We start from the raw sequence: 24,086 nt of genomic DNA on the forward strand, positions 1-24,086 counted from the left end.
CAGTATCATCCACAAAATCTTCGATTCCGGACACCTTATTAATGATTGTTCAGATGAACTTTGTAATAGGCCTTCCGATAATCGGTTGGTGTCATCTGCACATACTTTTTGAACAGGCGCATAAAATATTTTTCATCCTCAATTCCTACCTTGGCGGACACCAGCTTCACGCTCGCTGAACTGCGGGACAGGATGTCCTTGGCCTTCGCAATTTTTAACAGATGTATGTACTCCTGCAGATTGTAGCCGGTCTTTTTCTTGAAGAAACGTGAGAGATAATCGCGGTTGTAATTGAATCTGCTGGCAACGTCGGCTACCGAAATATCCTGCGCCGCATGAATCCGCACCCATTCTATAATTTCTGCGATATTGCGGTCTCCCTTGTTCAGTTGGGCGCTGCGGTACACTTCCGTAATCGTCTGTTCAGTCAGCTCAATAAGCAGAGAGGTCGTTAAATAATGGGCGCTTTGGCGTGTATAATAATTGGAATGCACGATATGCTGCAGTTGCTGAAACAGGATGTTGATCCGCTCCACCGCCTGCGGCGTAAGCATTAACGGCAAATAAATATCCGAACAGGTGCGGTCCGCATCCGGTCCATTCAGAGCGGGCCATACACGGGCCATCTCCTGCTCATCCAACCACTCAACCTGCGCGGACGGGATAAAATGAAACCAGTAAAAAGAAACACCCGCCTCGCACGGCTTATGCCCGTGGTGGACAAGTCCGGGCTGCAAAAGCAGCACCTGGCCTGGCTGCAGCTCGTACTCTACTCCATTTTGCGAGATATAAAGCGTTTTGTGAACCCCAATCAGCACTTCATAGGAATCGATGCATCGTTCACTGTGCGTCCAGGGCACACTCGAAATAAAATGACCGCATGATATGAATTCTACCGGATTCGTGATGTCTGTCTTTAGAAACTTCATATCCTCAGCTCCTCAAGCCTGTGATTCTTATCCATGATTCCATCGGTCAGTATAATCCACCTTTTCTGTCAGTACAGCTACTTACAGCCACAAGCAATCATGTTATGATTTCTTGTGCAAGCGCTTGCATTCGTGAGAAACTCCGCGTTCCCGAACCATCCGATCTTTGTCCATTGAAGGAGGGTCATCCTGTGAGAAAGTTACACCTGCTCATCATTGTCCTGTTATGCTCACTGCTTGCCTCAGCCTGCTCAGGAGGTATGTCTCCAAACGGCAGCACGTCAAACGGTGACCAGGCAGACGGTATCGTCACCCTCAAGTTCATGGGCTGGGAAGCCAGTCCGCTGGAGACCCAGAGCGTGCAGCAGGGACTGGATGCCTTCATGAAGGCACATCCCAACATTAAAGTCGAATATCAGCCTGTCCCGCAGGCGCAGTATGTGCAGAAGCTGCTGACCATGCTCGCCGGCAATTCCGCGCCGGACGTCTTTTTCCTCGGCTCTACGGAATACAGAGCTTTTCAGAAGCGGGGCGTACTGCTGGATTTAACCGACCGCTTCCAGGCCGATCTCTCGGTGGATGAGTTTATTCCTTCGGCAGCAAACATTATGCAGATTGACGGCAACATCTACGGCGTAAGCAGCTGCACCGTTTCCCCTGTACTCTACTATAACAAAGATATTTTTGACAAGGCGGGTATTGCCTATCCGCCTGGCGATCCGGCCAAGGCATGGACGTGGGAGCAATTCCGCGACACGGCCAAGCAACTGACGATTAAAAACGGCGACAAAGTCACGCAGTATGGGGCGTTTGGTCTGGAAGCCTTCGCCAACACGACGGCCGAAATTTTGTCCAATAACGGGACACTCTTTAATGAAGACGGCACCAAAATGACCATCAATACACCACAAACGAAGCAGGTGCTGCAGTCCGTGCTCGACCTGCGGCTGGTCGATGGTGCTTCCCCAACCGCCAAGACGCTGGAGAGCATCGGCATGAAGCCCGCCCAGATGCTGCAGACCGGCAAGGTTGCGATGATGATCGACGGTTCATGGGCTTTGCAGGAGCTGGCAACCATGGGCTTCCCTGTAGGTGTCGCGGCGCTCCCCAAATTTGAGCGTGCCGTGACTCAGGGACAGGCGCACCTGCACTCCGTCGCGGCTAATACGAAGCACCCGGAGGAAGCATGGGAGCTGGTGAAATTTCTTTCCTCCGAGGAATATCAGATCGGGCTGGTGAAGGAAGGCTTATGGATGCCAAACCGGACCGCTCTTTACACCGAAGAAGGCATCGCAAAATGGTATAACGACAAGGTTCATCCCGAAGGCTTCAAAGAGCTGGTCCCTTTCTTTAAAGATGCGGAGGCTCATCCTTTCTCCCTGATCCGCCAAAATAAAGTGAACGATATTATTACCGAGGAAACGGATAAGCTCTGGTATTCCGGTCAATCGGTGGATGCTACTCTCGCCAATATTGAGAAAAGAGCCAACATCGAGCTTGCCCAATGAGTTTCTGGCACACCAGCATTTATTCTGACGGGCACGCCCGGTACAGCAAGCCGGGCTCCGTTACGGAGGTGACCCCGTATGCACCCGAATCAAGACTTGGCTGACCCTGATATGGCATCCGTGGAAATCCGCGTTCCAAGCCGCTCAAGCAAACTCAAACGGTTATTTTATAAGGACGGAACCTGGGCTTTTCTGCTGCTGCTGCCCAACCTGCTCGGCTTTCTTGCTTTTACGTTTCTGCCGGTCATCGCTTCATTTTTTCTAAGCTTCACATCCTGGGATATGTTGAGCCCCATACAGTGGGTCGGGATGGAGAATTACGCCGGATTAATCCATGACGAGACCTTCATCAAGGTATTCTGGAACACCCTTTATTTTTCGGCCGTTTCCGTTCCGCTGGGTATCGTACTGGCGCTGTTTCTGGCTGTGGCATTGGATCAGAACATTAAGTTCAAAAAATTTTACAGGGCAGCCTACTTTCTGCCGGTCATTTCCTCTATGGTGGCCGTGGCGGTGGTGTGGCAGTGGATCTACAATCCCGAATACGGAATTCTGAATTACTTCTTGGGCTTCTTTGGCATCAAGGGACCGGATTGGCTGACCAGCACGGTATGGGCTATGCCCGCAGTGATTATCACGAGCGTGTGGAAAAATATCGGGTTTAACATGCTGCTGTTTCTGGCCGGCCTGCAAGCGATATCTGAAAGCTACTACGAAGCGGCGGACATGGACGGAGCCCGTTGGCACCACAAATTTCGTTATATTACCGTTCCGCTGCTGTCACCGACCACTTTTTTTGTGACCGTCATGTCTGTGATCGGCTCATTCCAGGTGTTCGACACCGTGTTCCTGATGACCCAGGGCGGGCCGGCGCGTTCCACCTCCGTCATCGTGCATTACCTCTATGAGACGGCATTTAAGTATTTTAATATGGGGTATGCAAGCGCGATGGCGTATGTTCTGTTTTTCCTGGTGCTGCTGATTACCCTGTTCCAGTTCTGGCGTCAAAAAAAATGGGGCATTTATTGAAGGAGGCTGAGCCGTGAAAACGAATCTGGCGCTTAAAATAACCGCACACGCCGTACTGCTTGCAGGTGCCATTACGATGATTCTGCCTTTTCTCTGGTCTGTCAGCACCTCGCTGAAAAATATCAGTGAAGTGTTCGTGTTCCCGCCCACGCTGTTCGGGGAATCCATTCAATGGGAAAATTATTTGCGCATATCGGACCGGTTTCCGTTCATGACCTATCTGCTGAACAGTGTTAAAATCACTGTGATCGCCGTAGTGGCCCAATTGATCACCAGCTCCATGGCCGGGTATGTATTTGCAAGACTCAAGTTCAAATACAGGGAGCTGCTGTTTGGACTATATCTGGCTACGATGATGATTCCTGCCCAGGTGACCCTGATTCCCAACTTTATCATCATGCGTTCGTACAATCTGGTGGATACGCATTGGGCGCTCATTCTGCCCGCGCTGGTATCCGCTTTCGGCACATTCCTGCTGCGCCAGTTTTTCCTCACGATTCCCGCCTCGCTGGAGGATGCGGCCAAAATCGACGGATGTACGCCTTTCGGGGTCTACTGGCGCATTTTCATCCCGCTTTCCAAACCGGCGATGGCTACACTTGGTGTATTCGTCTTCATGGGCATGTGGAATGATTTCCTCTCCCCGCTCGTGTACATTAACTCGCAGGACATGATGACACTGCCGCTTGGCCTCGCCGCCATGCAGGGCATGTATTCGACAGACTGGCCCGTTCTGATGGCAGGTACTGTCATTACAATTATTCCGCTTATTGTCGTGTTCCTGCTGGCCCAGGATTTTTTCATCAAAGGTATTACGTTGTCCGGTTTGAAAGGTGAATAAAACATGTATAACGCCAAAAATTTATAATCGAAGGAGTATGACCATGAGCACAATGAACAATCAGGTACAGAAAAAGATGAATCCTTTAACCCTGCAGCAGGTGACGATCCAGGACTCCTTCTGGAGCTCACGGGAGCAAAATGTAACCGAGACAGTCGTCCCTTATCAATGGGATGCATTGAACGACAATATCCCCGGCGCGGAGCCCAGCCATACAATCGAAAACTTCCGTCTTGCCGCGGGTGAAGCACAAGGCGAATATTACGGCATGGTGTTCCAGGACAGCGACCTTGGCAAATGGCTGGAAACCGTCGGCTTCATTTTGTCCAGGGAACGGGACCCCGAGCTGGAAAAAACGGCCGATGAGGTCATCGACCTGCTGGAAAGAGCGCAGCAGCCGGACGGGTACCTGAATACGTATTATACGGTCAAACATCCGGGAGAGCGCTGGACCAACCTGCGCGATAATCATGAGCTGTACTGTGCAGGTCATCTGATGGAAGCAGCCGTATCGTATGTTCAGGCCACCGGCAAAAGGAAATTCCTCGATATCATGGCCAGATATGCCGACTATATCGGTACGGTTTTCGGTCCGGGACCTGACCAGATGCAGGGTTACGACGGACATCCGGAAATCGAGCTGGCATTAGTGAAAATGTACGAGGCCACCGGCCAGGTTAAATATTTGGAGCTGAGCAGCTTCTTCGTCGACCAACGCGGACAGCAGCCGCATTTCTTTGATCAGGAAGCCCGGCAACATCAGGAGAATACTGCCCGCAAGCGCAATTACGATTATTTCCAGGCCCACGCTCCTGTTCGTGAGCAGCATACGGCGGAAGGCCATTCGGTGCGGGCCGTATACTTGTACAGTGCCATGGCCGATCTGGCGGTACAAAACGGGGATCAGCAACTGCTTGATGCGTGCAGACAGCTCTGGAAGGATACGACCCGCCGTAAAATGTACGTCACCGGAGGTATCGGCTCCTCTGAATATGAAGAAAGGTTCACCGTACCCTATGACCTGCCCAACGACCGTGCCTATGCGGAGACCTGCGCAGCGATCGGGCTCATGTTCTGGGCACACCGGATGCTGCAGATTGAGGCGGACCGGGAGTACGCAGACGTCATGGAGCGCGCGCTGTACAATGGTGTGTTGAGCGGCATTTCGCTGGATGGCAAAAGTTATTTTTACGTCAATCCGCTGGAGGTATGGCCGGATACAGCCAATCATCGTCACGATATGTCGACGGTTAAGGTCACCCGCCAGCCATGGTTCGGCTGCGCCTGCTGTCCGCCGAATATCGCACGCCTGATCGCTTCGCTCGGCCAATACATCTACTCGCAAAATGACGAGCGTAAGGAGCTATACGTGCACTTGTATATCGGCAGCAGTGCGACGGTTGATCTAGCCGACCAAGAGGTGCGCCTGATCCAGAAAACCAATTATCCCTGGGATGCAGCGGTTGAGCTGGAGCTGGACATGGACCACGAGGCTGAATTCGGTGTTTCGCTGCGGATTCCGGGCTGGTGCAAAGAAGCCAAAATCACTGTCAACGGTAATGAAGTAACGGATGCCGTAATGAGCAACGGTTATGCCTCCCTGCACAGAACCTGGCAGCCAGGGGACCGCATCATGCTGGAAATGAGCATGCCGGTCGAGCTGGTATTTGCCCATCCGGCACTGCGGGAAAATGCGGGTAAAGCTGCCCTGCAGCGGGGACCGATCGTCTACTGCCTTGAAGAAGTGGACAACGGTGCCAACCTGCAGGATATTGAATTGGCGGTAGGCTCCAAGCTGGAAGCCGTTTACGATGATGAGCTATTCGGAGGATCGGTCGTCATTTGCGGTACGGCAACCCGGTCCGATGCTATTGCGGCAGGTTCGGATGCGCTCTATGCCACAAGCCCTGCGGCGCGGATACCAGTTCAGATCAAAGCCGTTCCGTATTATGCCTGGAGCAACAGGGAGCCGGGAGAAATGACGGTTTGGAGCCGGTACCGCTCATAGACCAAAATGCAGGGAAAAAGCGGGTGTTGGAAATCGTCCACCAACACCCGCTCTTTTAATTGACAAGCAAATCTCCACATCTAAAATGTTTCATCCGCACTCATGTTCCCCTGATCATTCATCAATTTTTGCAGTTTCTCTTCTGTTCTTGCATCCGGTGTATATATACTGCAGCGAAGATCATGTTCACCATAGACCTGAAGAGAAGTAAGCTCGAATACCATCTTCCCTGCCCTCGCATGCCTGAATTCGAGATGAACATCCGGTGCATAGCTGACCCGGCTCTGTTCCCACATCTGTTCAAAAGCCGGATGACGTTGTTTCATCTCCTCCAAAAACTGCTCATACCATTCGTCTTCAACATACTGTCCGTAGTACGAACGAAACATTGCAAGATAACCGTTAGCGAAATGCTCCCAATTCACCGCCAGACGCTTGAATTCCCTGCGGGAGAACAGCAGAGAGATCATATTGCGCTCCTCCCAGGGAATAAGCTCAAAGTCAAGAAATACATAAGCAGCAGCGACATTCCACCCGACAATACGACAGGTGCGATCTGAAATAATCGCCGGACAATAGCGCAGCTCAGTTATGATTTTTTCCAGAGAGGGGGTCATGAGAGGCGCTGCTTGCCTTGTCGGATAAGATAATGTTGACTGCCCTGTATCCAGAGCCAGTGAAAACACATATTTTCGCTCGTCGGCCGTTAACTGGAGCGCTGCAGCTACGCAATCCAAGACAGAAGAAGACACCTTGATATCGCGTCCCTGCTCCAGCCATGTATACCAGGTAGTGCTCACCCCTGCCAGTTGCGCCACCTCTTCCCTGCGCAGCCCTGGAGTTCTCCTTCTCATGCCTGTCGGCAACCCGGCCGCTTCGGGAGAAAGCTTGGCTCGTTGCGCCTTTAGAAAAACGGATAACGCCTGCAGTCTGGTTTGGGAATTCATTCGTATCTCCTCTTTTCAAAGCGATGGTAGGATAATCTGGTACTAATTATACTAGCATAAACGATATCTTGTAATAGGATAATATTCATGACATTCTAACCCTAGCAGCAGAAATTATTCAGCTCCAAGGAGGGTTACTTTTTATGGAAAAAGAAAGAGTTGTCATTACAGGTATGGGCGTCATATCGCCGATGGGCAATGATGTGGAGACGTTCTGGTCCCGTCTTGTGCGTGGAGAATCTGGAATTTCAAAAATAGATACTTTAGACACGTCAAGGCACAAAGTAAAAATTGCGGGCATTGTCCGGGATTTTGATCCGAACGCGCTTTTTGGAGTCAAGGAAGCGCGCAAAATGGACCGTTTTTGCCAGTTCGCTCTGGCGGCCGCAGAAGAAGCTATCCAAAATTCAGGACTTAATCTCGAGGATATCAATCAGGAACGGCTGGGAGTATACGTCGGCTCCGGGGTGGGAGGTATTCAAAGCCTGATGAACCAAGGCAGTGTTCTTGCCGAACGTGGACCGGAACGGGTGAGTCCAGTCCTCGTGCCCATGATAATCTCTAATATGGCAGCCGCCATGATCAGTATCAGATATGGTGCGCTTGGCCCCTCGCTGTCACCGGTGACAGCCTGCTCCATAGGAAATACCGCCATTGGAGAAGCTTTCTTCAATATACAAGCAGGACGTTCGGATCTCATTATTGCAGGCGGATCAGAAGCGGCCTTGACGGATATTGCTATAGCCAGCTTTGCTAATGCGACCGCCCTCTCCACCCATAACGAGGAGCCTGAGCGTGCCAGCCGTCCGTTTGATGCCAGCCGGGACGGTTTCGTCATGGCAGAAGGAGCTGGCATGCTCATTTTGGAATCCCTCACCCATGCACAACGCAGAAACGCTACAATCCTGGCAGAGGTCATCGGTTATGGTGCCAGCTCGGATGCTTATCATATGGTAGCTACTCCACCTGACGGTCGTGGGGCAGCCCGGGCCATGGCAGCGGCATTGTCCGAGGCCGGAATTTCACCGGAGCAGGTTGATGTCGTCAGCGCCCATGCTACGAGTACTGTGATTGGTGACCGTTCGGAAACCGCAGCGCTCAAGCAATTATTCGGAGAACATGCTTACCGCATGCCGGTCACTGCGAACAAATCCATGACTGGCCATATGCTGGGCGCTTCAGGCGCTATAGAAGCGGTTGCATTGGTGAAGTCTCTTCAGGATGGCGTTATCCCGCCAACCATTAATTTAGTGACCCCCGATCCGGAATGCGATCTCGATTATGTGCCGAATCAAGCAAGGTCAGTTGATGTGAAGATCGGAATGTCCAACTCTTTCGGCTTTGGAGGGCATAATTCCGCCATTCTTATCAAAAAATATGTGTCATAATATCATCCAACACTATGGCCGTCCGTCCGCAAGGTGATTCTGAGACGGCCTTTAACAATATACAATTCCACAAGCTATCTACAAATGCAGAAAGAAGGACAAGCCGATGATCAACAAGTTACAACTCGCTTCTACATCTGTGCTTACCCTTATTTTTGTGGCAGGATGTGCTCAGCAACAGTCCAATCAGACTACAAGCAACGGAATAGGCAGTCAAGTTCCCAGTATTCTAACAAGCACTACCTCCCTAGTTCCTCCCGCTCACTGGTCGTATGAAGGGGACACCGGCCCGGAGCATTGGGGCGAGCTAGAAGCAGATTATCTAGCATGCGGCAACGGCACACAACAGTCCCCCATCGATATTAAACATGCCCATCTGACAACCTCCGAAATCCTCAAACCGATAGACATTCATTATGGTAATGCGAAGGCAAGCATTCAAAACAACGGATATACCATTCAAGTCAGCTTGAAGGATAACAGCAATTATATCGTGCTGGACGGTACCAAATTTACACTGACCCAGTTTCATTTCCATCATCCGAGCGAACATCAGATTAACGGACAGAATGCGGATATGGAGCTGCATTTTGTCCATAAGAGTGAGAATAACCGTACTGCTGTGCTTGGCATTTTGATTGAAAATGGCTCTGAACATATGGCGTTCGAAAGCTTCTGGGACAACCTTCCCACAGACGAGACGAAAAAAACGGTTGAACTGGAAAGTGCGATTGACCTCACCTCTTTGCTGCCTGCCAATCTGCAGTCCATCCACTACAGCGGTTCTCTTACAACTCCTCCGTGCACCGAGAATGTAAGCTGGACTGTGCTCGAACACCCGATTGAGATGTCCCAAGAGCAAATTGCTAAATTCGCAGCCATATTCCCGGACAATCATCGTCCGGTACAGCCTCTGGGAGATCGTGAAATAGACTCAGTACTTCTCAAGCTGCATACCTTTTTATCTCGACAGAAGACAGAATGAGATACTCATAGTTGGTCAATATTTCCTCCATACCCATACATCTACTAGGGAATTTCTTATGGAATATGTGCTAATGTACACCTGTAAGACTATTAAATACCAATTTGGAAAGTGAGATGGCAATGAAAAAACTAGTTACTGCTGCTCTAACGTTCTCCATGTTATTCTCTGCAGCCAGCTTTGCAGCACCGGTCCCGGCCTCGGCTCAGGAAACTTATGCAACCAACGGACATAAAATCGTCAATACGGCCAAATCCTATCAGGGTAGAGTTACATACAAGTGGGGCGTCCGCAATCCTGCTCAGTTGATCTTCGATTGCTCCTCCTTTACGCAATTTGTGTTCCAGAAGAACGGAAAAAAGATCCCTTGGGGGTCCAAAGCCCAGGCTAAATGGGGTACACCGGTTAACAGCAAGAGCAGGCTGGCCATCGGTGATCTTGTCATGTTCAGCGTGAACAAGCCCGGTCAAATTGACCATGTGGGCATTTATTCCGGAAACGGCAAATTTATCGGTAACTCGCCGGGTGGCGGGGTTACGATTTCCAGTTTGAAAACAGGTTACTGGGCGAGCCGTTACATCACAGGCCGTCATTACTGATAACGCTCCTATATTGCCGAGGGGATGTCCCAAAAGGTCTTTTGACCTGGGACTCCCCTTTTCATGCTCTGAGGCGCTTCGGAACGAGCCATTTTCCAATTGCTGATGCTGCCCGCTCCAGCAGTTCCTCCCTCGGGATATAATAAAAAAGAAACGTTTGCGGCAAATTTTGCTTCGTATTTCTTATATGGAACCGCTTTCCATCCAGTGATAATATTACTTTTAAGAACACGTTTAGTAGTTATCCGTAAAGAATATTATTGATCCTAGGAGGCGTCAGCATTATGGAATATATTCGGATTGAAGGAACCCATAAATCGGTGTCACGTCTGATTAAAGGCTCCGATTATTTCACCCATGAGGACTACGACACAGCCGCACGGAATCTGGATGCTTTTCTGGAGGCCGGCGGCAATACGATTGATACGGCTTACATCTATACCGGTGGTCAAAGTGAAGAGGTCATCGGCAGATATATGAAGGAAAAGGGAAACCGCGATCAATGGGTCATTCTGACCAAAGGAGCGCACCATGATCAAAACGGACCGCGTGTACACCGCGCAGCCATTGATGCGGATTTGGCCCGCAGTCTAGAGAGGCTGCAGACACCTTCAGTGGAGCTCTACGCGCTGCACCGGGATGACCCCTCCGTACCTGTCGGTGAGATCCTTGAAGCGTTGAACCGTCATATCGAAGCCGGAACTATTGAGGCCATCGGTGCCTCCAACTGGACCTGGCAGCGTCTGCAAGAAGCGAACGAATATGCAGCAGCACACGAACTGCAAGGCTTCTCCTTCAGCAGCCCGAATCTCAGTCTGGCTAAAGCCAACGAGCCCTTCTGGTCCGGCTGTGTCTCCGCTGATCAGGAGACCTGCGATTGGCATGAACGGCAGCAGCTTCCGCTATTATCCTGGTCTTCGCAGGCCCGAGGATTTTTTACCGGACAATTCACGCCGGAACGGCGCGATAACGAGGATTTGGTGCGCGTATTTTACAGTGAGGATAACTGGGAGCGCCTCCGGCGCGCGGAACAGCTTGCTGACCAGAAAAATGCAAGCACGATTCAAATCGCCCTTGCGTACGTGCTTAATCAGCCGTTTCCAGCCTGTGCGGTCATCGGTGCCCGGACCCCGGCAGAGCTGGAATCCTGTGCCGAAGGTGCGGGGATTAAGCTGACACAGGAGGAACTGCAATGGCTGGATCTGCGAAAATAAAAATTTCCCGCCCATCCGGGTTATCAACCGGAACGCTCTGACCACGAATGGTCGAAACCTCCTCGCCGAACAGGAAACCTGTAACATCTGCAGGCAGCATCTGCTTTTGCTCAGATGCTGCCCGGCGAGGAAGGCCTTTTTTGGTCAAACCACATCGGGGGATTGAATTGTACGTTGTTTAATTCCTTCCAAGAATACGGTAAGGACCTTCATGGTTTCATCCAGAGCGGACGGATGCACAGACTCATTTGCAAGCCAGAGCGCTGTCTCATTCAAAGCTCCTGAAATGAAATGCGTCATAGCGTGAAGGGGAACCCCTTGAAAGGAGCCCTGGTTTTGCATGGTATCAAGCTGTTCACGCAATAAACGCATGGAATGCTTGTTATCCATCTCCCTCCAAACTTCCCATCCAAGAATGGCCGGCCCATCGATCAGCATGATTCGCCTGTTACGCTCTTCGACGGCGGACATAATGAATGTACGGCATCCCAGGTAGAGCTGCTGCCACGGATCATCGCTTGTCGAAGCCTCTTGTTCCACCCTCTCGGCAACCTCTCGCTGGACATCTTCAAGAACAATTCGAAACAAATCCTTCTTGCCTCGAAAATGGTGATAGATCGCTCCGCGAGTCAGATTCGCTTCATGAACAATCGACTCCATTGCCACATTCGCATAACCATGCTTGGTAAAATGAGCTCTGGCAATTTCAATCAGTTTTCGTATCGTTTCCGTTGTCTCCGTTCTGCTTCTCCTCACGGTACATAAGCCCCCATTCAAACATTCCCTTGGTTCTACAGCTCTTTAGCATATTGGTTGCTGAATTCATGGGTTGGAGGAATAACGGTAATAACATCGATCAAGACGCCATTGGGATCTGAAGTAATGAAGTGCCGTTGTCCAAAATCCTCGCTCCGAATATCAAGCTCCAGGGGAAGCTTGGCCTCATGAATGAGACGGTTGTACTCGGCATCAACATCGTCTACCTCAAAGTTAAGAATCAGCCCACTTACCCTCGTCCTATACCTGTCGGGAATAGTCGAATGAGCGGAGTCAAGAATAGCCAATTCGAACGGAATGTTATTGCCGGACATTTTCAAGCTGACGTACCAATCCGCTTCGAACACCTTTTCGAACCCAAAATGTTCTACGTAAAATGCGGCTGTTCCAACAACTTGATCTGTTAAAATGACGGGATAAAAACTGGATACTTTCATCATGTCCTCCCCCTTTAATTATGGTATTCACACTTTAACATACAGACAGAATGTATGTAAATGAACAAGTGAACAATCACTGCCTCCGAATTTACTTCCATTAAAATTTTATTTATTCACTTGTCAAATGAACTTATCTGGAGTAATTTAAACTTATATAAACCCTATTTTAACTAATGTGCACACAAAGGAGACGGTAATTATGGAAAACCGCCACGCCTCACATCCCAATGAAGTGAAAGCTTTCGACACTGAACGATTGCGCCACGAGTACGTGATCGAGTCTTTATTCGTTCCCGGCGAGCTAAAGCTGGTGTATTCCCATGTAGACCGTTACATTATCGGAGCGGCTGTTCCGGTTCAGGAAACGATTGAATTGAAAGCGGATTCCAAGACCATTGGAGCAGACACTTTTCTGGAACGCCGCGAAATCGGAATCATCAACATCGGCGGACCCGGCACAATTACCGTGGATGGCAGTGACTACGAGTTGGACACACGAGAGTGTCTATATGTAGGACTTGGAGCCAAGGAAGTGCTGTTCAAAAGCAGCGATTCCGCAAGTCCGGCCAAATTTTATCTGAATTCAACACCTGCCCACAAAACCTATCCGACGGTGAAAACAGGACCATCCGATGCCTTTAATGTTCACCTGGGATCTATTGATCATTCCAATGAGCGCACGATTTACCGCTATATCCATGATAAGGGCATTCAAAGCTGCCAATTGGTTATGGGCATGACTGTACTGGAGCCGGGCAATATGTGGAATACAATGCCGGCCCATACCCACAACCGCCGCTCCGAGGTATATCTGTACTTCAACCTTCCGGAGGATGCTGTCGTATTTCATTTGATGGGAGAACCACAGGAGACCCGCCATCTCGTTATGCGTAATGAGCAGGCTGTCATCTCTCCGAGCTGGTCCATTCACAGCGGCGTAGGCACACATAACTATACATTTATATGGGGAATGGCCGGGGAAAACCAGGTTTTCGAGGATATGGATGGCATAGCCATGAAAGAGTTAAGATAAGAAAAACGTTTATCGATGTAATTCAAAGAAGACAGACCACGTTTAGCGGAAGTTTTTCTTGCGATTCCAGGAAGCTTGTACCAAGAAGTTTATACATTCTAGAATCTTAAGCAAAAAAGAACGGATGAATGCTTTATGAACCCTCTTAGAAGATATGAAATTATTATGGAGGCCCTGCTGCGTGACAAGGAAGTCACAGTAAATGAGCTTAGCGAGCGCCTGAATGTCACCGGCAAGACGATCCGCGAGGATCTTACCAAGCTGGAGGAACAGGGGTTGGTGGTTCGTGTTCACGGTGGAGCCATGCTGGCCAATCGTGAGCAATACGGGGTTCTGCCCGAGCAGGAGTCACAGGTCAAGCATCTTTCCGAGAAAAAGCAGATTGCTGCCGCCGCCTCATCGCTGATCGTCGAGAACGATATTATCGCTCTGGACGGCGGCAGCACGACACTGGAAATTGCGAAGCAGCTCGGACCGGAACCCATCACGGTCATCACCAATGATGTTTATATCATCAGCGAGCTGGCTCCGAAGGATCATATTCGGCTTGTCGTACCCGGCGGTTACCGTATCCGCAATGTGCTTGCAGGTGCGGAAGCGGTGGCCTTCATTCAGGGGCTGAATGTCCGGAAAGCATTCATCTCCTCTACCGCAATTCATCCAGAGAACGGCTTGTCCGTATATACAAGCGATCTGATTGATTTCAAGCGGGCGTTGATCGCGGTCTCTACAGAGGTGTACGCTGTAACGGATCATCATAAATTCGGCCAGACCGCTCTGCGTACGTTTGCCTCCCTGTCGGATCTGACGGCCATGATTACGGACCGGATACCGGATAACCAGTATGGGCAGCGTATCAGGGACACAGGCGTCCGCATTATTAGCTATACCTAATCTCTATCCTATCAACCTGACATCGATTAAAGGAGTGACATCATTTTATGCAATGGTTTCAACTTGAAGGAAAAACGGCGCTCGTAACCGGCAGTTCAGGCGGAATCGGAGAAAGCATCGCGATCGGTCTGGCCGAAGCCGGTGCCGACGTAATTACCGTATCCAGATCAGGCAGTGAGCAAGCGATCTCCGCCATTCGTGATCTGGGCAGACAGGCTTTCGATATCAAGGCCGACCTCGGCGATACCGACGGCATTGAACAGGTGTTCACAGATGCTTTGGGCTTGACGGGCAACATTGATATTCTCGTCAATAACGCGGGCACGATCCGCCGCAATCCGGCAGCAGAGCACAGTCTGCAGGACTGGAACGATGTGATCAATTTGAACCTCAACTCCATTTTCATGCTGTCGCAGTTGACCGGCCGCCATATGATCAGCCGCGGCAGCGGCAAAATTATTAATATCGCCTCCATGCTCTCCTTCCAAGGGGGTATCAACGTCCCGGGATATACCGCGAGCAAGCACGGCATTGCGGGTTTGACAAAAGCGCTGGCCAACGAATGGGCGCAAAAGGGCATCCAGGTTAACGCCATTGCGCCAGGCTACATAGATACGAACAATACGGCACCGATTCTGCAGGACCCTGACCGGACACGTTCCATTACAGAACGTATTCCGGCAGGCCGCTGGGGAACGCCCGAGGATCTGAAAGGACCGGCGGTATTCCTCGCTTCCGCCGCCTCTGATTATATGAACGGGCATGTTCTGTGCGTAGATGGCGGATGGATGGCGCGTTAATTCTCCGAATCATTTTCTATTCTCAGTATTGAAGAAGGATAGACCCCCGCACTCCATGAGTACGGGGGTCACGGTCCTTGCTAAATATTAAGGCTCATAACCTTGAGTTCAACTTCATCCTTTGCTCCGCGTAAGGCTCGTCCGTTATCGTAATGTAAATCCGCTCAGCATTTTCCTGGTAACCGTCGTTAAGCAGCAAGGTAACAAAATATTCGCCCGGCGCAATATCTGCCATGGTAGGTACTTTGCCCTCGCTGTTGTCATCCAATGTCAATTTACCGTCAGGAAGACTTGACACATAGTCCCATTTCTGTGAAGCGGGACCGCCTGGACTTTCATCCTTCTTATAAATCCCGATCCAATCCGTCAGACTTTGGGCACCTTTGTAGCTGACTGTAATCGGTTCGCCATGAGCGAAAACGGTTTTTTCCAGACTAATCGTCGCTTTGTCGATTTCCGGATCTTTCGGCAGCTCCAAGTCATTGTAACTGCGCGGAGTTACGGTGAAAGTCGAAACCACGGCTCTGTGGTCAGATACCCAAGTATCCAATTCTACATCGGATTTGGTAAAGGAATTAGAGTTTCCTCCGACCACCTGCTTCTCTCCATAGACTTGGCTGTCCTTTACAACAACGGGACCGCTATTGTAAACATAATCGATTCGATCATACATTTCCGGGTTCCTCCACTCCGTTCCTTCAACAGCCCAAGTCATGGTAGGCTTTGCTACAGGATCGGGATGGATGGCACGATAGGAATCTTGGAAACCAAGTTCCTCCAGCTTCTTGGATACCGGCCATTCGACAGCTTGACCATTATGGCGATTTTTATTGCCTTCAACCCAATCCAAGTGTGACGGAACGTTGAAATCGCCAGTGAGGAATACCGGCATGCCTTGGGCAGCCAAAGCCGGGAGCTTGTTGAACATACTCTTCATTTCTGTCATATGAAACATATTCTCTTTCTTTAATACTTCTTCGACCGTTTTGCCATCTTGGATATCGTATGGGCCATAAGGAGAAGAAGACAAATGGATATTGCCGATGGCCACTGCCTTGTCCGGCACCACTTCGATCAGATAATAGTCATTCGCTTCATCAACCTCAATGATTGGATATTTGCTGATCAGACTGAGGTCGCTGTTGGCTTTGATGGCTGCATGAAACCCGAGCAATTGCGCTGCTTTGATGACGATATTCCTATCCGTTTCCTGAATACCCGCTACATCAGCTCCGCTTTCACGGATGGCGTTTGCGATATGCTGCGCGGCACCGTCAACACCGTATTTGGATTTGACCGGTCCTTGCCATATATTAAAGCTCATCACGGTCAAATCAACCTCGTCCGGAGTCACATATCCGGGAAGCAGCGCTCTCGCGAAAGATTGCGATTGCAGTCCTTCATGTTTGGAATAGGCCAGAAGTGAAGTGGCTCCATCAGGCACGACGGTACCCGGTTGAAACGAGAACACGGCATCCTCCTGATAAACAGCGGTCGTTACCGTGGCCACTTCCGGTACGCCAGAGAGCAAACCGCTCGCTCCACCCCAATACAATTTATAATTTTGGATGATCTTATGATCTGCAGGCGGTTTAATCGTGACATCACCGGTAATGGTTTTATCGCTGCCTACCACTGCGTCCAGAGACAGACCGGAAGGTGCCGGTAACTCTTCAATGGTAAACGAGGTGCTTGTCGCAACTTGATACCCGTTGTCAATCAAAAAATGAAGGGTATAATCCCCGGGTTTCAAGGAGTTCGTATTGAATGTTAAGGTTCCGCCTCCTGCTCCCGTGTAATGCCAGTCCAGGTAGTCATCCTGATTCGGATCATCATTGGAAGCTTCATATACAGCTATCCAATCTTTTTCATTAAGCGCTCCCGTATAGGTTACCTCAACGCTTTCACCCTGCCAGTAAGCTGACTTGTCCGTAGCCATCGCATAACCAGACGCATAAGCCTCTTGTGCAAATAAACCTGGCGTCGGTATGCCAAGGATAACTGCAAACATGGCACACATTAGACGACTAAATAATGATTTTACTTGAGACACAGTATGTTCCCCTCCCTTTCAGGTCGATACAATGATGTCTTGCCTGCATTATTTTGACAACCTCTTCGGATCTCAAACCATGAATCTTCTTAAGGCGGGAATCCACTGCGAAGACGTTTCGACATGGGCTAGTGACATTCACCTCGATTCTTAGATATCTATTTCAAGCTTAAAGCCGAATTCTCAAATCAATATAAAATACAAGTACATAAATTGTTAATTGTTCCATATTCCCGTGGCCGGTGCGTGGCGTTCATTATTTATACAAGCTGTTCCGTGTTTTAAATCTGGTGTAGCCTTCAGCAGCAAAAAGCCTGCGAACACAGGGCACATGTTCGCAGGCAAATGGTTGCGGCACTTTCATCCGGCAAATACATCCCAGCGGTGCCGAAACTTTTCAAGACGGGGATGAATCGTCTCCGGCTCGGCGGACAAAAGCAGTCTCAGTTGCACGATCCACTCTTCAAAGGCTGAAAAGGAAGCGAACAGATTTGCCATCTCCGGGGTCATATAGAGGAAATACGGGGCCGGATACGCCTCGGTGAGATAACGCAGAGCCGTATCAATCGGTGTGTATTTTTTGCGTTTGCCGTCCCAATTCTGAATGCTGACTGTTGAATAACCGGAATCGAGCTTCCATTCTTCCAGACGTTTTTGCCGTTTATGAAAAGCGCTGACCGGCTCCTTCCACATTCGCCGGACCGTATCCTCATGCAGCGGGTACAGCACCAGCTTGGCAAAAGCGCGTTGCTCAAAAGCTGTGTAAGCGCGCTCCAGCTCAGCATCCGTTACTTCTTCAAAAGAATCATAAAAAATCAGCGTTCCTTTTCGGCTCTCCCCAGGCGGTTCATATCCGTAAGGAACTCTAATGTTTTGTCTAGCCATCCCTTCTCCTCCTCTGCAGCAGTTCTTGCGAAATAACCAGCTATCTATATAGTGTCCTTTTTCAACTCTACTGTAACAAAAACATCTATCGATGAACAAAAAATCCGCGCGAGGCGCGGATCTTCTGGTTTTACATATTCGATTTAACTATTTCAAATCGGAAAGCAGATTTTTCATTTTAGAATAATAGCCGCTCACCCGGTCAACGGTGTAGTTGTATAGCAGTTGGTTCTCCGCCAGCGCAGACATCTCCTTGTCGATGTCCACATTGTTCTGGTTGTTGTTCATCGTCGTGCTCTGATCTTCAACAACCTTAAATTCCACCTGATTGGAGGCGCTCGGCATTGGCAGATGTCTCGGATTGGTACGCTTCAGGGGAAGCTGGCCGCTCGAGCCGCTTTCCAGCTTGCGCTTCAGCTCTTCCTCGAATTCAACGGACTGGGCCTTGTAATAGGGTGTATCTGTATTGGCAATATTGTTCGAAATTACGCGATTTCTCGCATTAAGCGCGGTAAGCAGGGATGCGTGCAGCTCATTAGTATTGGAATGAATCATGATGACATTCTCCTCTTCATTACGAATCAAAAGAGACAAATACAAGTTCTTTATCGGCAGCTTCATCGCAAAAATGAATAGCAAACACCTGTGATCCAGAGGATTTTTAAATTTTTTCAGGTCTTATAAAAATTATCGCGGAAAACCGTACCTTCTCGCACTCCATACCGTAATCAATGCAAGCACCAGCAGCAGCAGCAGCACCCCTGGAAAAGCCTGCACGCCAACAAGCTCTACCAAAATACCGCCCACAATTCCGCCACCAGCAATGGCCAGGTTCCATACCGTCGTATTGATTGGCATCACGGTATCCACCGCCTCTTCTCCGCTTGCTTCGGCAAGTGCAGTCTGCAGCAGGGTGGCAGCGCCGCCGAAGGTAAGTCCCCATAACGCCACCGAGACAAAAACTACCGGAGCGGAGGTGCCGCCGACCCACAGTGCAACGGACACAAGTGCGAAGCCTACGGTCAATATACATGCCTACGATCCAGATGGAGATAAGCGCCGTTGTCCCAAAGACCAGCAGGACCAGATCCGTTCGACCTGCAAGCCCTGAACGCTCAAGAAATGGAGCAATATACGTATACAAAATATTGTGAGCCAGCATCCAGGTTAATACGACAAATAAGATGGGACGTATGCCCGGCAGCATGAATACCCGGCCGACCGACATCCTTTGACCTGCCGGCTGACCCGGATAATCCGGCACCTTCCACAGCACCCACACAAGCAATCCAAGTGTTAAAAGAGACATGAGTCCGAATACCCAGCGCCAGCCAGGGAAGGTGTCCCGGAATACTTGTGGTTTGCACCACACCCTCCGGTGATGATGAATATCTTGACACAATATGGTCCTCCTTGGGTTGAATGGAACGGAAATTGAAAAGCAACGAGCCTTTTTTGCTGCGGCCCACGGTTGGGATGACACACCAAAGAGAAGCAGCCCGATGTTTATGATGCGCTCAGCAAATAAAGGCGGGGACAGCCTATGGACTCATGAAGTCCTGGCTGCCTCCGCCTTTTCTTTTGGTGTTCTTAACGAATTCCCCTAGTGCTCGCCGGCAGTTTCTTCTTCAGAATCAGCCGCTGAAGTGATCGGATACTCCCCCCCGTCCACTTCAACCGTGCTCCCTTTCTGAATGGGATAGTTCTCATTGATCGTAACCAGTACCTTGTAAGGATAGGCAGGCTCGTTGTTCTCCTGTGTGCCATTTACAGTCCCGCCAGACTGGGTATCCCCCTGCACTCCATTCGCAGACCCGGTTTCGCTTCCCGACAGGGTGCCTTCTCCGTCCCCGGCCGGAGCATCCGACGGCGCCGGCTCAAGCGTAAAATCTGTGAATTCGTGCTTATTCCCCTCCGGGTCCGTAATGCGGATCAACTCAGGTTGAAACGTCTCCTGCCGCACGACATCCGGGAAAGCAAACAAAAGCTTTAATCCCCCTTCAGATGTACCTTCTTGCCGTGCGGGCAAAGTTACTTGCACTGGGGCAGCCTCCTCTTGCTGCTGCGGCGGCTCCGCATCCGTTGTGGAATTGGCAGGTACATTAGCCTGGGGTGTTTCCGGGGGTTTCTCCGGGCTTAGTACTCCTGAAGCCAGCGTTACGACTCCTGCTACAAGAGCCGTAATAATAACCAATACCAACAGCGCTCTGCCTTTGCGTAATTTGCGCAGCGTTCGCATAAGCGGTGAAGCGGTTAGCCGTTTCGCCTTATTGTAGAAGGCCAGGAAAGGACCCTCAGCCTGCTCGAAATAGCGCCGCCAAACCGATTTTCTGTGCAGCCCTTCCCTTCCTTCCTCCTTGAAGAAAGCCATCAGGCTCTTCTGATACTCCGCATGGAAGCCGGTGCGCGGGCTGCTAAATTCGGTATGCTGCTCAGTCCAGCGAATAAAGCGGTAGACCAATTCCATATTTCCCGCCCAGTTCCATACATCCTTCATCAGCCCGGTATAATTCAGCACGCTGCTCCCCTGCTCCGACAGCTCCATGTAGGCGGGGAGCAAGCGGGCAAAATTTTCTTTTTGCAGCTCAACGGGCAGCCAGCGCACGGCCCAGCTCCGCACATGCTCTCGCTCCTGCTCTGACAGCTCCATAAGCAGGGAAGGCGCCGGATTTTCATCAGCGAACCAATCGTAAGCAGCCACAAACTCGACAGCCAGCGACTGCAGCCTGCTGGGAAGCTTGGCTACCCATGGCCCAAGATCGGGGCGAGTACAGAAGCTCAACTGCCTTAGTTGGGCAGGAGCGATCTCTTGAAGCTTGATCTCCGTCAGCAGGAAGCGTTCCCCCGCTTCATAGAGCCTCTCCAGCATAGCTTCTTCACCGGGAGTGCCGAGTCTTTCATGCAGCATGGACAGCACGCTCTGTTGAAAATGTACCGCCGCTTCCTGCCGCAGTGACATGGAGCTCAACCGTTCTGTTATCGCCGTTTCGGCAAGCTTCTGGAAATCCGAATGCTTCAACAGCTCCGGCTGAATTCTTCCCCAATCCCGGATAAGGTCCAGCATGTCCTGTACATCCGTAGCCCTTGTAAACTTTTCATTGGCATAAGGAAGGAACAATGTATTCATCAATGTACCGGTGCTGAGTACCTTATGTAAAAATGCACCGCAGAGCGTCGGACTGCTGTCGATAATCTGATAGACCGGCGCCACCCCGTCCGTTCTTTTGACGGAATACATATTGTTCAGAGAACGGATAAGATACTCGATCAGCTTGCCGCCGATGTACGAGGAATCCGCATTATAATAATCCTTGAAGCATTTGACCACATCCGGGTCAGGCAGCGCACCTTCCTTGACGGCGTCGAATTCACGGTCGAACGAAGCCAGAAAGAGGTCGTTCAGCCTCATCCGCCGCCGCATCGCTTCAGGTCCGGTAAGGTACTCATTAAGCCCCCGCAGCATCTCCGCTTTATTGCGCTGATACCACTCAAGCTTGCCCTGCTCCATCCTGTAGAACACGCTCAGCTCATCGTATGCCTGCACGCTGAACGCCCGTCCGAATTCCATGCCGTTCATCATCTGATCCGCAATCTTGAAAAATGCTTCGGGAGATTCTCCACCTTTTACAAACTCCCAGATCAATTCCAAGAAAGGCTTGTCTGTCTCTTCAGTCTCAATATTCAGAATACGGCCCTGAGGAAGGTCAAATACAAATTCCTTCTCGATGCTGCGGTCTCCAGGCCGCAGTCCGCCTTGCGTCACAAAGGTCAAATGAATCCCCTTCTTGCTCGCTGGCTCGGCCGCATAAGTCAGAAATCCAAGTTTTTTTCTAAAAGCGTACGGAATCACACTATACAACACGGATAACAGCTTTTTCGCGGCCGCAGATGTTGCACCTGCCGGTACGTTCAGGGTGACATACATCTTTTTGCGTCCGGACAGAGACATCATCACCGCATACAGCAGCTTTTTGAACGTCTGCTCATCGATTTGCAGTTCAGACAGCACAGATTCCGGTGTGAGTGAAGGATAGATTTTTGCCGCTGGCAGTCGGTCCAGCTCAGGCAGCTCCATCCCTTGTTCCATGTCGTAGGAGTCTTCGAATGCCGTATTCAGCCACAGTTTGTAATCGGAGCTCCCTTCTCCGTATCCGGCAGGAATAATAAAGTTATGCGTAAAGAATGCGCTTCTCAGCCCGGTAAAATCCGAGGCCTTATACAGGCTGCGCCCCAGTATGACATCCCCGTTCTCTGCCCGCACCAGATGAATAGCCTCCGGATAGGCCTGCTCATCCTTCTCCCCATGCGAAGCCAGCTCGGCAGGCGCATCATATACACATAAGGGATGCAGCACTTTCTTGATCCAATTGTTCTCCAGCCCCCGCGATTTGGCGATCGTATCAAACCCTTCAGTAGAGCGGAAGATGCCCTGCCGTTCACGGGTATACATCTGCTGCTGGATGGGCTTCAAACTGCTCAATGCAATTCTCTCCCCTCAATATACTTCAGCTTATACAGCAGCCAGATGAACGGCTCATCCACCCGGATCGGGCTAACCAGTCCCTGCAACTTCTGGTCCACCGGATTGCTGCCAAGCGCGGATACGGCGAAGTAAGCGGTATTGGAAAAATAGACATCCATCGTGCCTTTGAACGGCCTGTCCACCTTTTCGATAAAACGCCTAATCTCACCATCAATATTGGCGACCTCCGTCAGATCCAGATAGTTACGGTGCTCCTTCGGGTTGAAAACATTGCTGTTGCTCTTGATATAGGTACCTTCCTCATCGGCAAGAGCCGTAAGCATATCGCTTTTGGTCAACACTACTGCAGTTGGAATAGCTGTTTTCGTTTTATCCTGATAAGCAATAAAATCCCCGAACAGCGTCAGCACCACATCACGAGGCTCATCATACTGGGATACAAACTCTCCGGGCTTGTCACCAACACTCAGCTTGATGCGCTCACGGATGGAGCGAATCTGCAGCGGATCGACCATGAATAAGATACCCGCCGAATTTTTAATATGCTGGCCATGCAGACCCAGATAGTCCTGATCCACCATACCTTCGCCGGCCACGTCAAAAAAGACCAGGGTCAGCGGTGCCTTCTCCTCATCCTTGAATACAAACTGGAAGATGAATGGCTCCTGCATTTTCTCCTTTTGCGTGGAGGAGAGCAGGTCACCGCGCTCAAAGAGCGGCTCCTCGTACAGGGTGCGGAACTTGCGGCTGATCTCTGCGTTCAGCGGCATACACGCAGCGCCGAAATGGTCGGCGGTATAGTGCTGTAGCGTATGAATCAATGAAGTCATATAGACCGATTTGCCCGCCTGCGAAGCCCCGATAATCGAAATGATGTTGCTCGGCACTTTGCCGGCGGTAACGGGCAATTCATTGTGGCAGTGCGGACACAGACGGCGCCGGGTCAGCTCCCCATAGCGGTCCGTCAGGCCGATCAATACATGGTCGGAATACATGCGGTACTCCTCCGGCACATCATGGGGATGAATAATCGCCTCCATTTCGTACACCTGATCCAGTCCGAACCGCTCCCGATATTTGTTCAGCAGTTCATCCTCTCCAAGCGCAAAATCCTCATCATCCTCGCGATGATGCGTGGCGCGGAAGACCACCTCTTCCGGTGAAAATTTGCTGAAGCAATACGGACAGACAATATCGTAGAACAGCGGCCTTGGCTCAGGCTGCGGCTTCTTTTTGAAAAATTGTTGAAAAAAGCCCATCACTTATTCCTCCT

General features: G+C 50.4%; 21 protein-coding genes and 1 pseudogene. 11 read left to right on the forward strand and 11 right to left on the reverse strand.

Annotation, left to right across the window (positions count from 1 at the left end):
• Window positions 1-38 precede the first annotated feature (38 nt).
• Window positions 39-929, reverse strand: coding sequence for a helix-turn-helix domain-containing protein (locus OIN60_RS10840; protein ID WP_305754883.1), 891 nt, complete (start codon window positions 927-929; stop codon window positions 39-41).
• 191 nt (window positions 930-1,120) lie between these two features.
• Between OIN60_RS10840 and OIN60_RS10845 the strand changes: the two genes are divergently transcribed.
• From OIN60_RS10845 to OIN60_RS10860, 4 genes are all read left to right on the forward strand, one after another.
• Window positions 1,121-2,437, forward strand: a complete 1,317-nt coding sequence (locus tag OIN60_RS10845; protein WP_305754884.1) for an ABC transporter substrate-binding protein — start codon at window positions 1,121-1,123, stop codon at window positions 2,435-2,437.
• 111 nt (window positions 2,438-2,548) lie between these two features.
• Window positions 2,549-3,466, forward strand: a complete 918-nt coding sequence (locus tag OIN60_RS10850) for a carbohydrate ABC transporter permease (protein ID WP_305755525.1) — start codon at window positions 2,549-2,551, stop codon at window positions 3,464-3,466.
• A gap of 13 nt (window positions 3,467-3,479) precedes the next feature.
• Window positions 3,480-4,307, forward strand: coding sequence for a carbohydrate ABC transporter permease (locus OIN60_RS10855; RefSeq protein WP_305754885.1), 828 nt, complete (start codon window positions 3,480-3,482; stop codon window positions 4,305-4,307).
• A gap of 43 nt (window positions 4,308-4,350) precedes the next feature.
• Window positions 4,351-6,315: a glycoside hydrolase family 127 protein gene (locus OIN60_RS10860; protein ID WP_305754886.1), complete on the forward strand. Its 1,965-nt coding sequence runs from the start codon at window positions 4,351-4,353 to the stop codon at window positions 6,313-6,315.
• 80 nt (window positions 6,316-6,395) lie between these two features.
• On the opposite strand, the gene OIN60_RS10865 is transcribed toward OIN60_RS10860, so the two are convergent.
• Window positions 6,396-7,262 carry a helix-turn-helix transcriptional regulator gene (locus OIN60_RS10865; RefSeq protein ID WP_305754887.1) on the reverse strand — a complete coding sequence of 289 codons (867 nt, stop codon included), beginning with the start codon at window positions 7,260-7,262 and terminating at the stop codon, window positions 6,396-6,398.
• 143 nt (window positions 7,263-7,405) lie between these two features.
• Here OIN60_RS10865 and fabF point away from each other — a divergent pair, with 143 nt between their 5' ends.
• The 4 genes from fabF (at window position 7,406) to OIN60_RS10885 (ending at window position 11,448) form a co-directional block, all read left to right on the forward strand.
• The gene (gene fabF, locus OIN60_RS10870; RefSeq protein WP_305754888.1) at window positions 7,406-8,650 is read left to right on the forward strand and encodes a beta-ketoacyl-ACP synthase II; all 1,245 of its coding nucleotides are present in this window, start codon (window positions 7,406-7,408) and stop codon (window positions 8,648-8,650) included.
• A gap of 106 nt (window positions 8,651-8,756) precedes the next feature.
• Window positions 8,757-9,635, forward strand: a complete 879-nt coding sequence (locus OIN60_RS10875; protein WP_305754889.1) for a carbonic anhydrase — start codon at window positions 8,757-8,759, stop codon at window positions 9,633-9,635.
• A gap of 122 nt (window positions 9,636-9,757) precedes the next feature.
• Window positions 9,758-10,234, forward strand: a complete 477-nt coding sequence (locus tag OIN60_RS10880) for a C40 family peptidase (protein WP_305754890.1) — start codon at window positions 9,758-9,760, stop codon at window positions 10,232-10,234.
• A gap of 284 nt (window positions 10,235-10,518) precedes the next feature.
• Window positions 10,519-11,448 carry an aldo/keto reductase gene (locus OIN60_RS10885; RefSeq protein ID WP_305754891.1) on the forward strand — a complete coding sequence of 310 codons (930 nt, stop codon included), beginning with the start codon at window positions 10,519-10,521 and terminating at the stop codon, window positions 11,446-11,448.
• A gap of 144 nt (window positions 11,449-11,592) precedes the next feature.
• On the opposite strand, the gene OIN60_RS10890 is transcribed toward OIN60_RS10885, so the two are convergent.
• The gene (locus OIN60_RS10890) at window positions 11,593-12,204 is read right to left on the reverse strand and encodes a TetR/AcrR family transcriptional regulator (protein WP_305754892.1); all 612 of its coding nucleotides are present in this window, start codon (window positions 12,202-12,204) and stop codon (window positions 11,593-11,595) included.
• A gap of 35 nt (window positions 12,205-12,239) precedes the next feature.
• On the reverse strand, window positions 12,240-12,662 hold the full coding sequence (locus OIN60_RS10895; protein ID WP_305755526.1) for a VOC family protein: 423 nt from the start codon (window positions 12,660-12,662) through the stop codon (window positions 12,240-12,242).
• A 202-nt stretch (window positions 12,663-12,864) separates the two neighbouring features.
• Here OIN60_RS10895 and kduI point away from each other — a divergent pair, with 202 nt between their 5' ends.
• The 3 genes from kduI to kduD all read left to right on the forward strand — a co-directional run bounded on the left by kduI (window position 12,865) and on the right by kduD (window position 15,392).
• Window positions 12,865-13,698 (forward strand): 5-dehydro-4-deoxy-D-glucuronate isomerase, encoded by an 834-nt coding sequence (kduI, locus tag OIN60_RS10900; RefSeq protein ID WP_305754893.1) that lies wholly within the window; start codon window positions 12,865-12,867, stop codon window positions 13,696-13,698.
• A gap of 135 nt (window positions 13,699-13,833) precedes the next feature.
• Window positions 13,834-14,592 (forward strand): DeoR/GlpR family DNA-binding transcription regulator, encoded by a 759-nt coding sequence (locus OIN60_RS10905; RefSeq protein ID WP_305754894.1) that lies wholly within the window; start codon window positions 13,834-13,836, stop codon window positions 14,590-14,592.
• A gap of 47 nt (window positions 14,593-14,639) precedes the next feature.
• Complete coding sequence (gene kduD / locus OIN60_RS10910) at window positions 14,640-15,392, forward strand: 2-dehydro-3-deoxy-D-gluconate 5-dehydrogenase KduD (protein WP_305754895.1); 753 nt, start codon at window positions 14,640-14,642, stop codon at window positions 15,390-15,392.
• Between the two features lie 94 nt (window positions 15,393-15,486).
• Here kduD and OIN60_RS10915 read toward each other — a convergent pair whose 3' ends face one another.
• From OIN60_RS10915 to OIN60_RS10945, 7 genes and pseudogenes are all read right to left on the reverse strand, one after another.
• Window positions 15,487-17,445, reverse strand: coding sequence for an endonuclease/exonuclease/phosphatase family protein (locus OIN60_RS10915; protein WP_305754896.1), 1,959 nt, complete (start codon window positions 17,443-17,445; stop codon window positions 15,487-15,489).
• Window positions 17,446-17,805: 360 nt separating this feature from the next.
• Window positions 17,806-18,330: a hypothetical protein gene (locus OIN60_RS10920; RefSeq protein WP_305754897.1), complete on the reverse strand. Its 525-nt coding sequence runs from the start codon at window positions 18,328-18,330 to the stop codon at window positions 17,806-17,808.
• A gap of 147 nt (window positions 18,331-18,477) precedes the next feature.
• The gene (gene flgB / locus OIN60_RS10925) at window positions 18,478-18,885 is read right to left on the reverse strand and encodes a flagellar basal body rod protein FlgB (protein WP_305754898.1); all 408 of its coding nucleotides are present in this window, start codon (window positions 18,883-18,885) and stop codon (window positions 18,478-18,480) included.
• A gap of 132 nt (window positions 18,886-19,017) precedes the next feature.
• Window positions 19,018-19,335 (reverse strand): hypothetical protein, encoded by a 318-nt coding sequence (locus tag OIN60_RS10930; protein ID WP_305754899.1) that lies wholly within the window; start codon window positions 19,333-19,335, stop codon window positions 19,018-19,020.
• Window positions 19,336-19,378: 43 nt separating this feature from the next.
• Window positions 19,379-19,639 (reverse strand): annotated as a pseudogene (locus OIN60_RS10935) (MFS transporter); the annotation flags it as partial.
• 294 nt (window positions 19,640-19,933) lie between these two features.
• On the reverse strand, window positions 19,934-22,810 hold the full coding sequence (locus OIN60_RS10940; protein WP_305754901.1) for a GAP1-N2 domain-containing protein: 2,877 nt from the start codon (window positions 22,808-22,810) through the stop codon (window positions 19,934-19,936).
• Window positions 22,807-24,072, reverse strand: a complete 1,266-nt coding sequence (locus OIN60_RS10945) for a TRAFAC clade GTPase domain-containing protein (RefSeq protein WP_305754902.1) — start codon at window positions 24,070-24,072, stop codon at window positions 22,807-22,809. Before OIN60_RS10945 ends, OIN60_RS10940 begins: the two co-directional genes overlap by 4 nt.
• Window positions 24,073-24,086 lie beyond the last annotated feature (14 nt).

Source organism: Paenibacillus zeirhizosphaerae (genome assembly GCF_030705605.1).
GTDB lineage: Bacteria > Bacillota > Bacilli > Paenibacillales > Paenibacillaceae > Paenibacillus > Paenibacillus zeirhizosphaerae.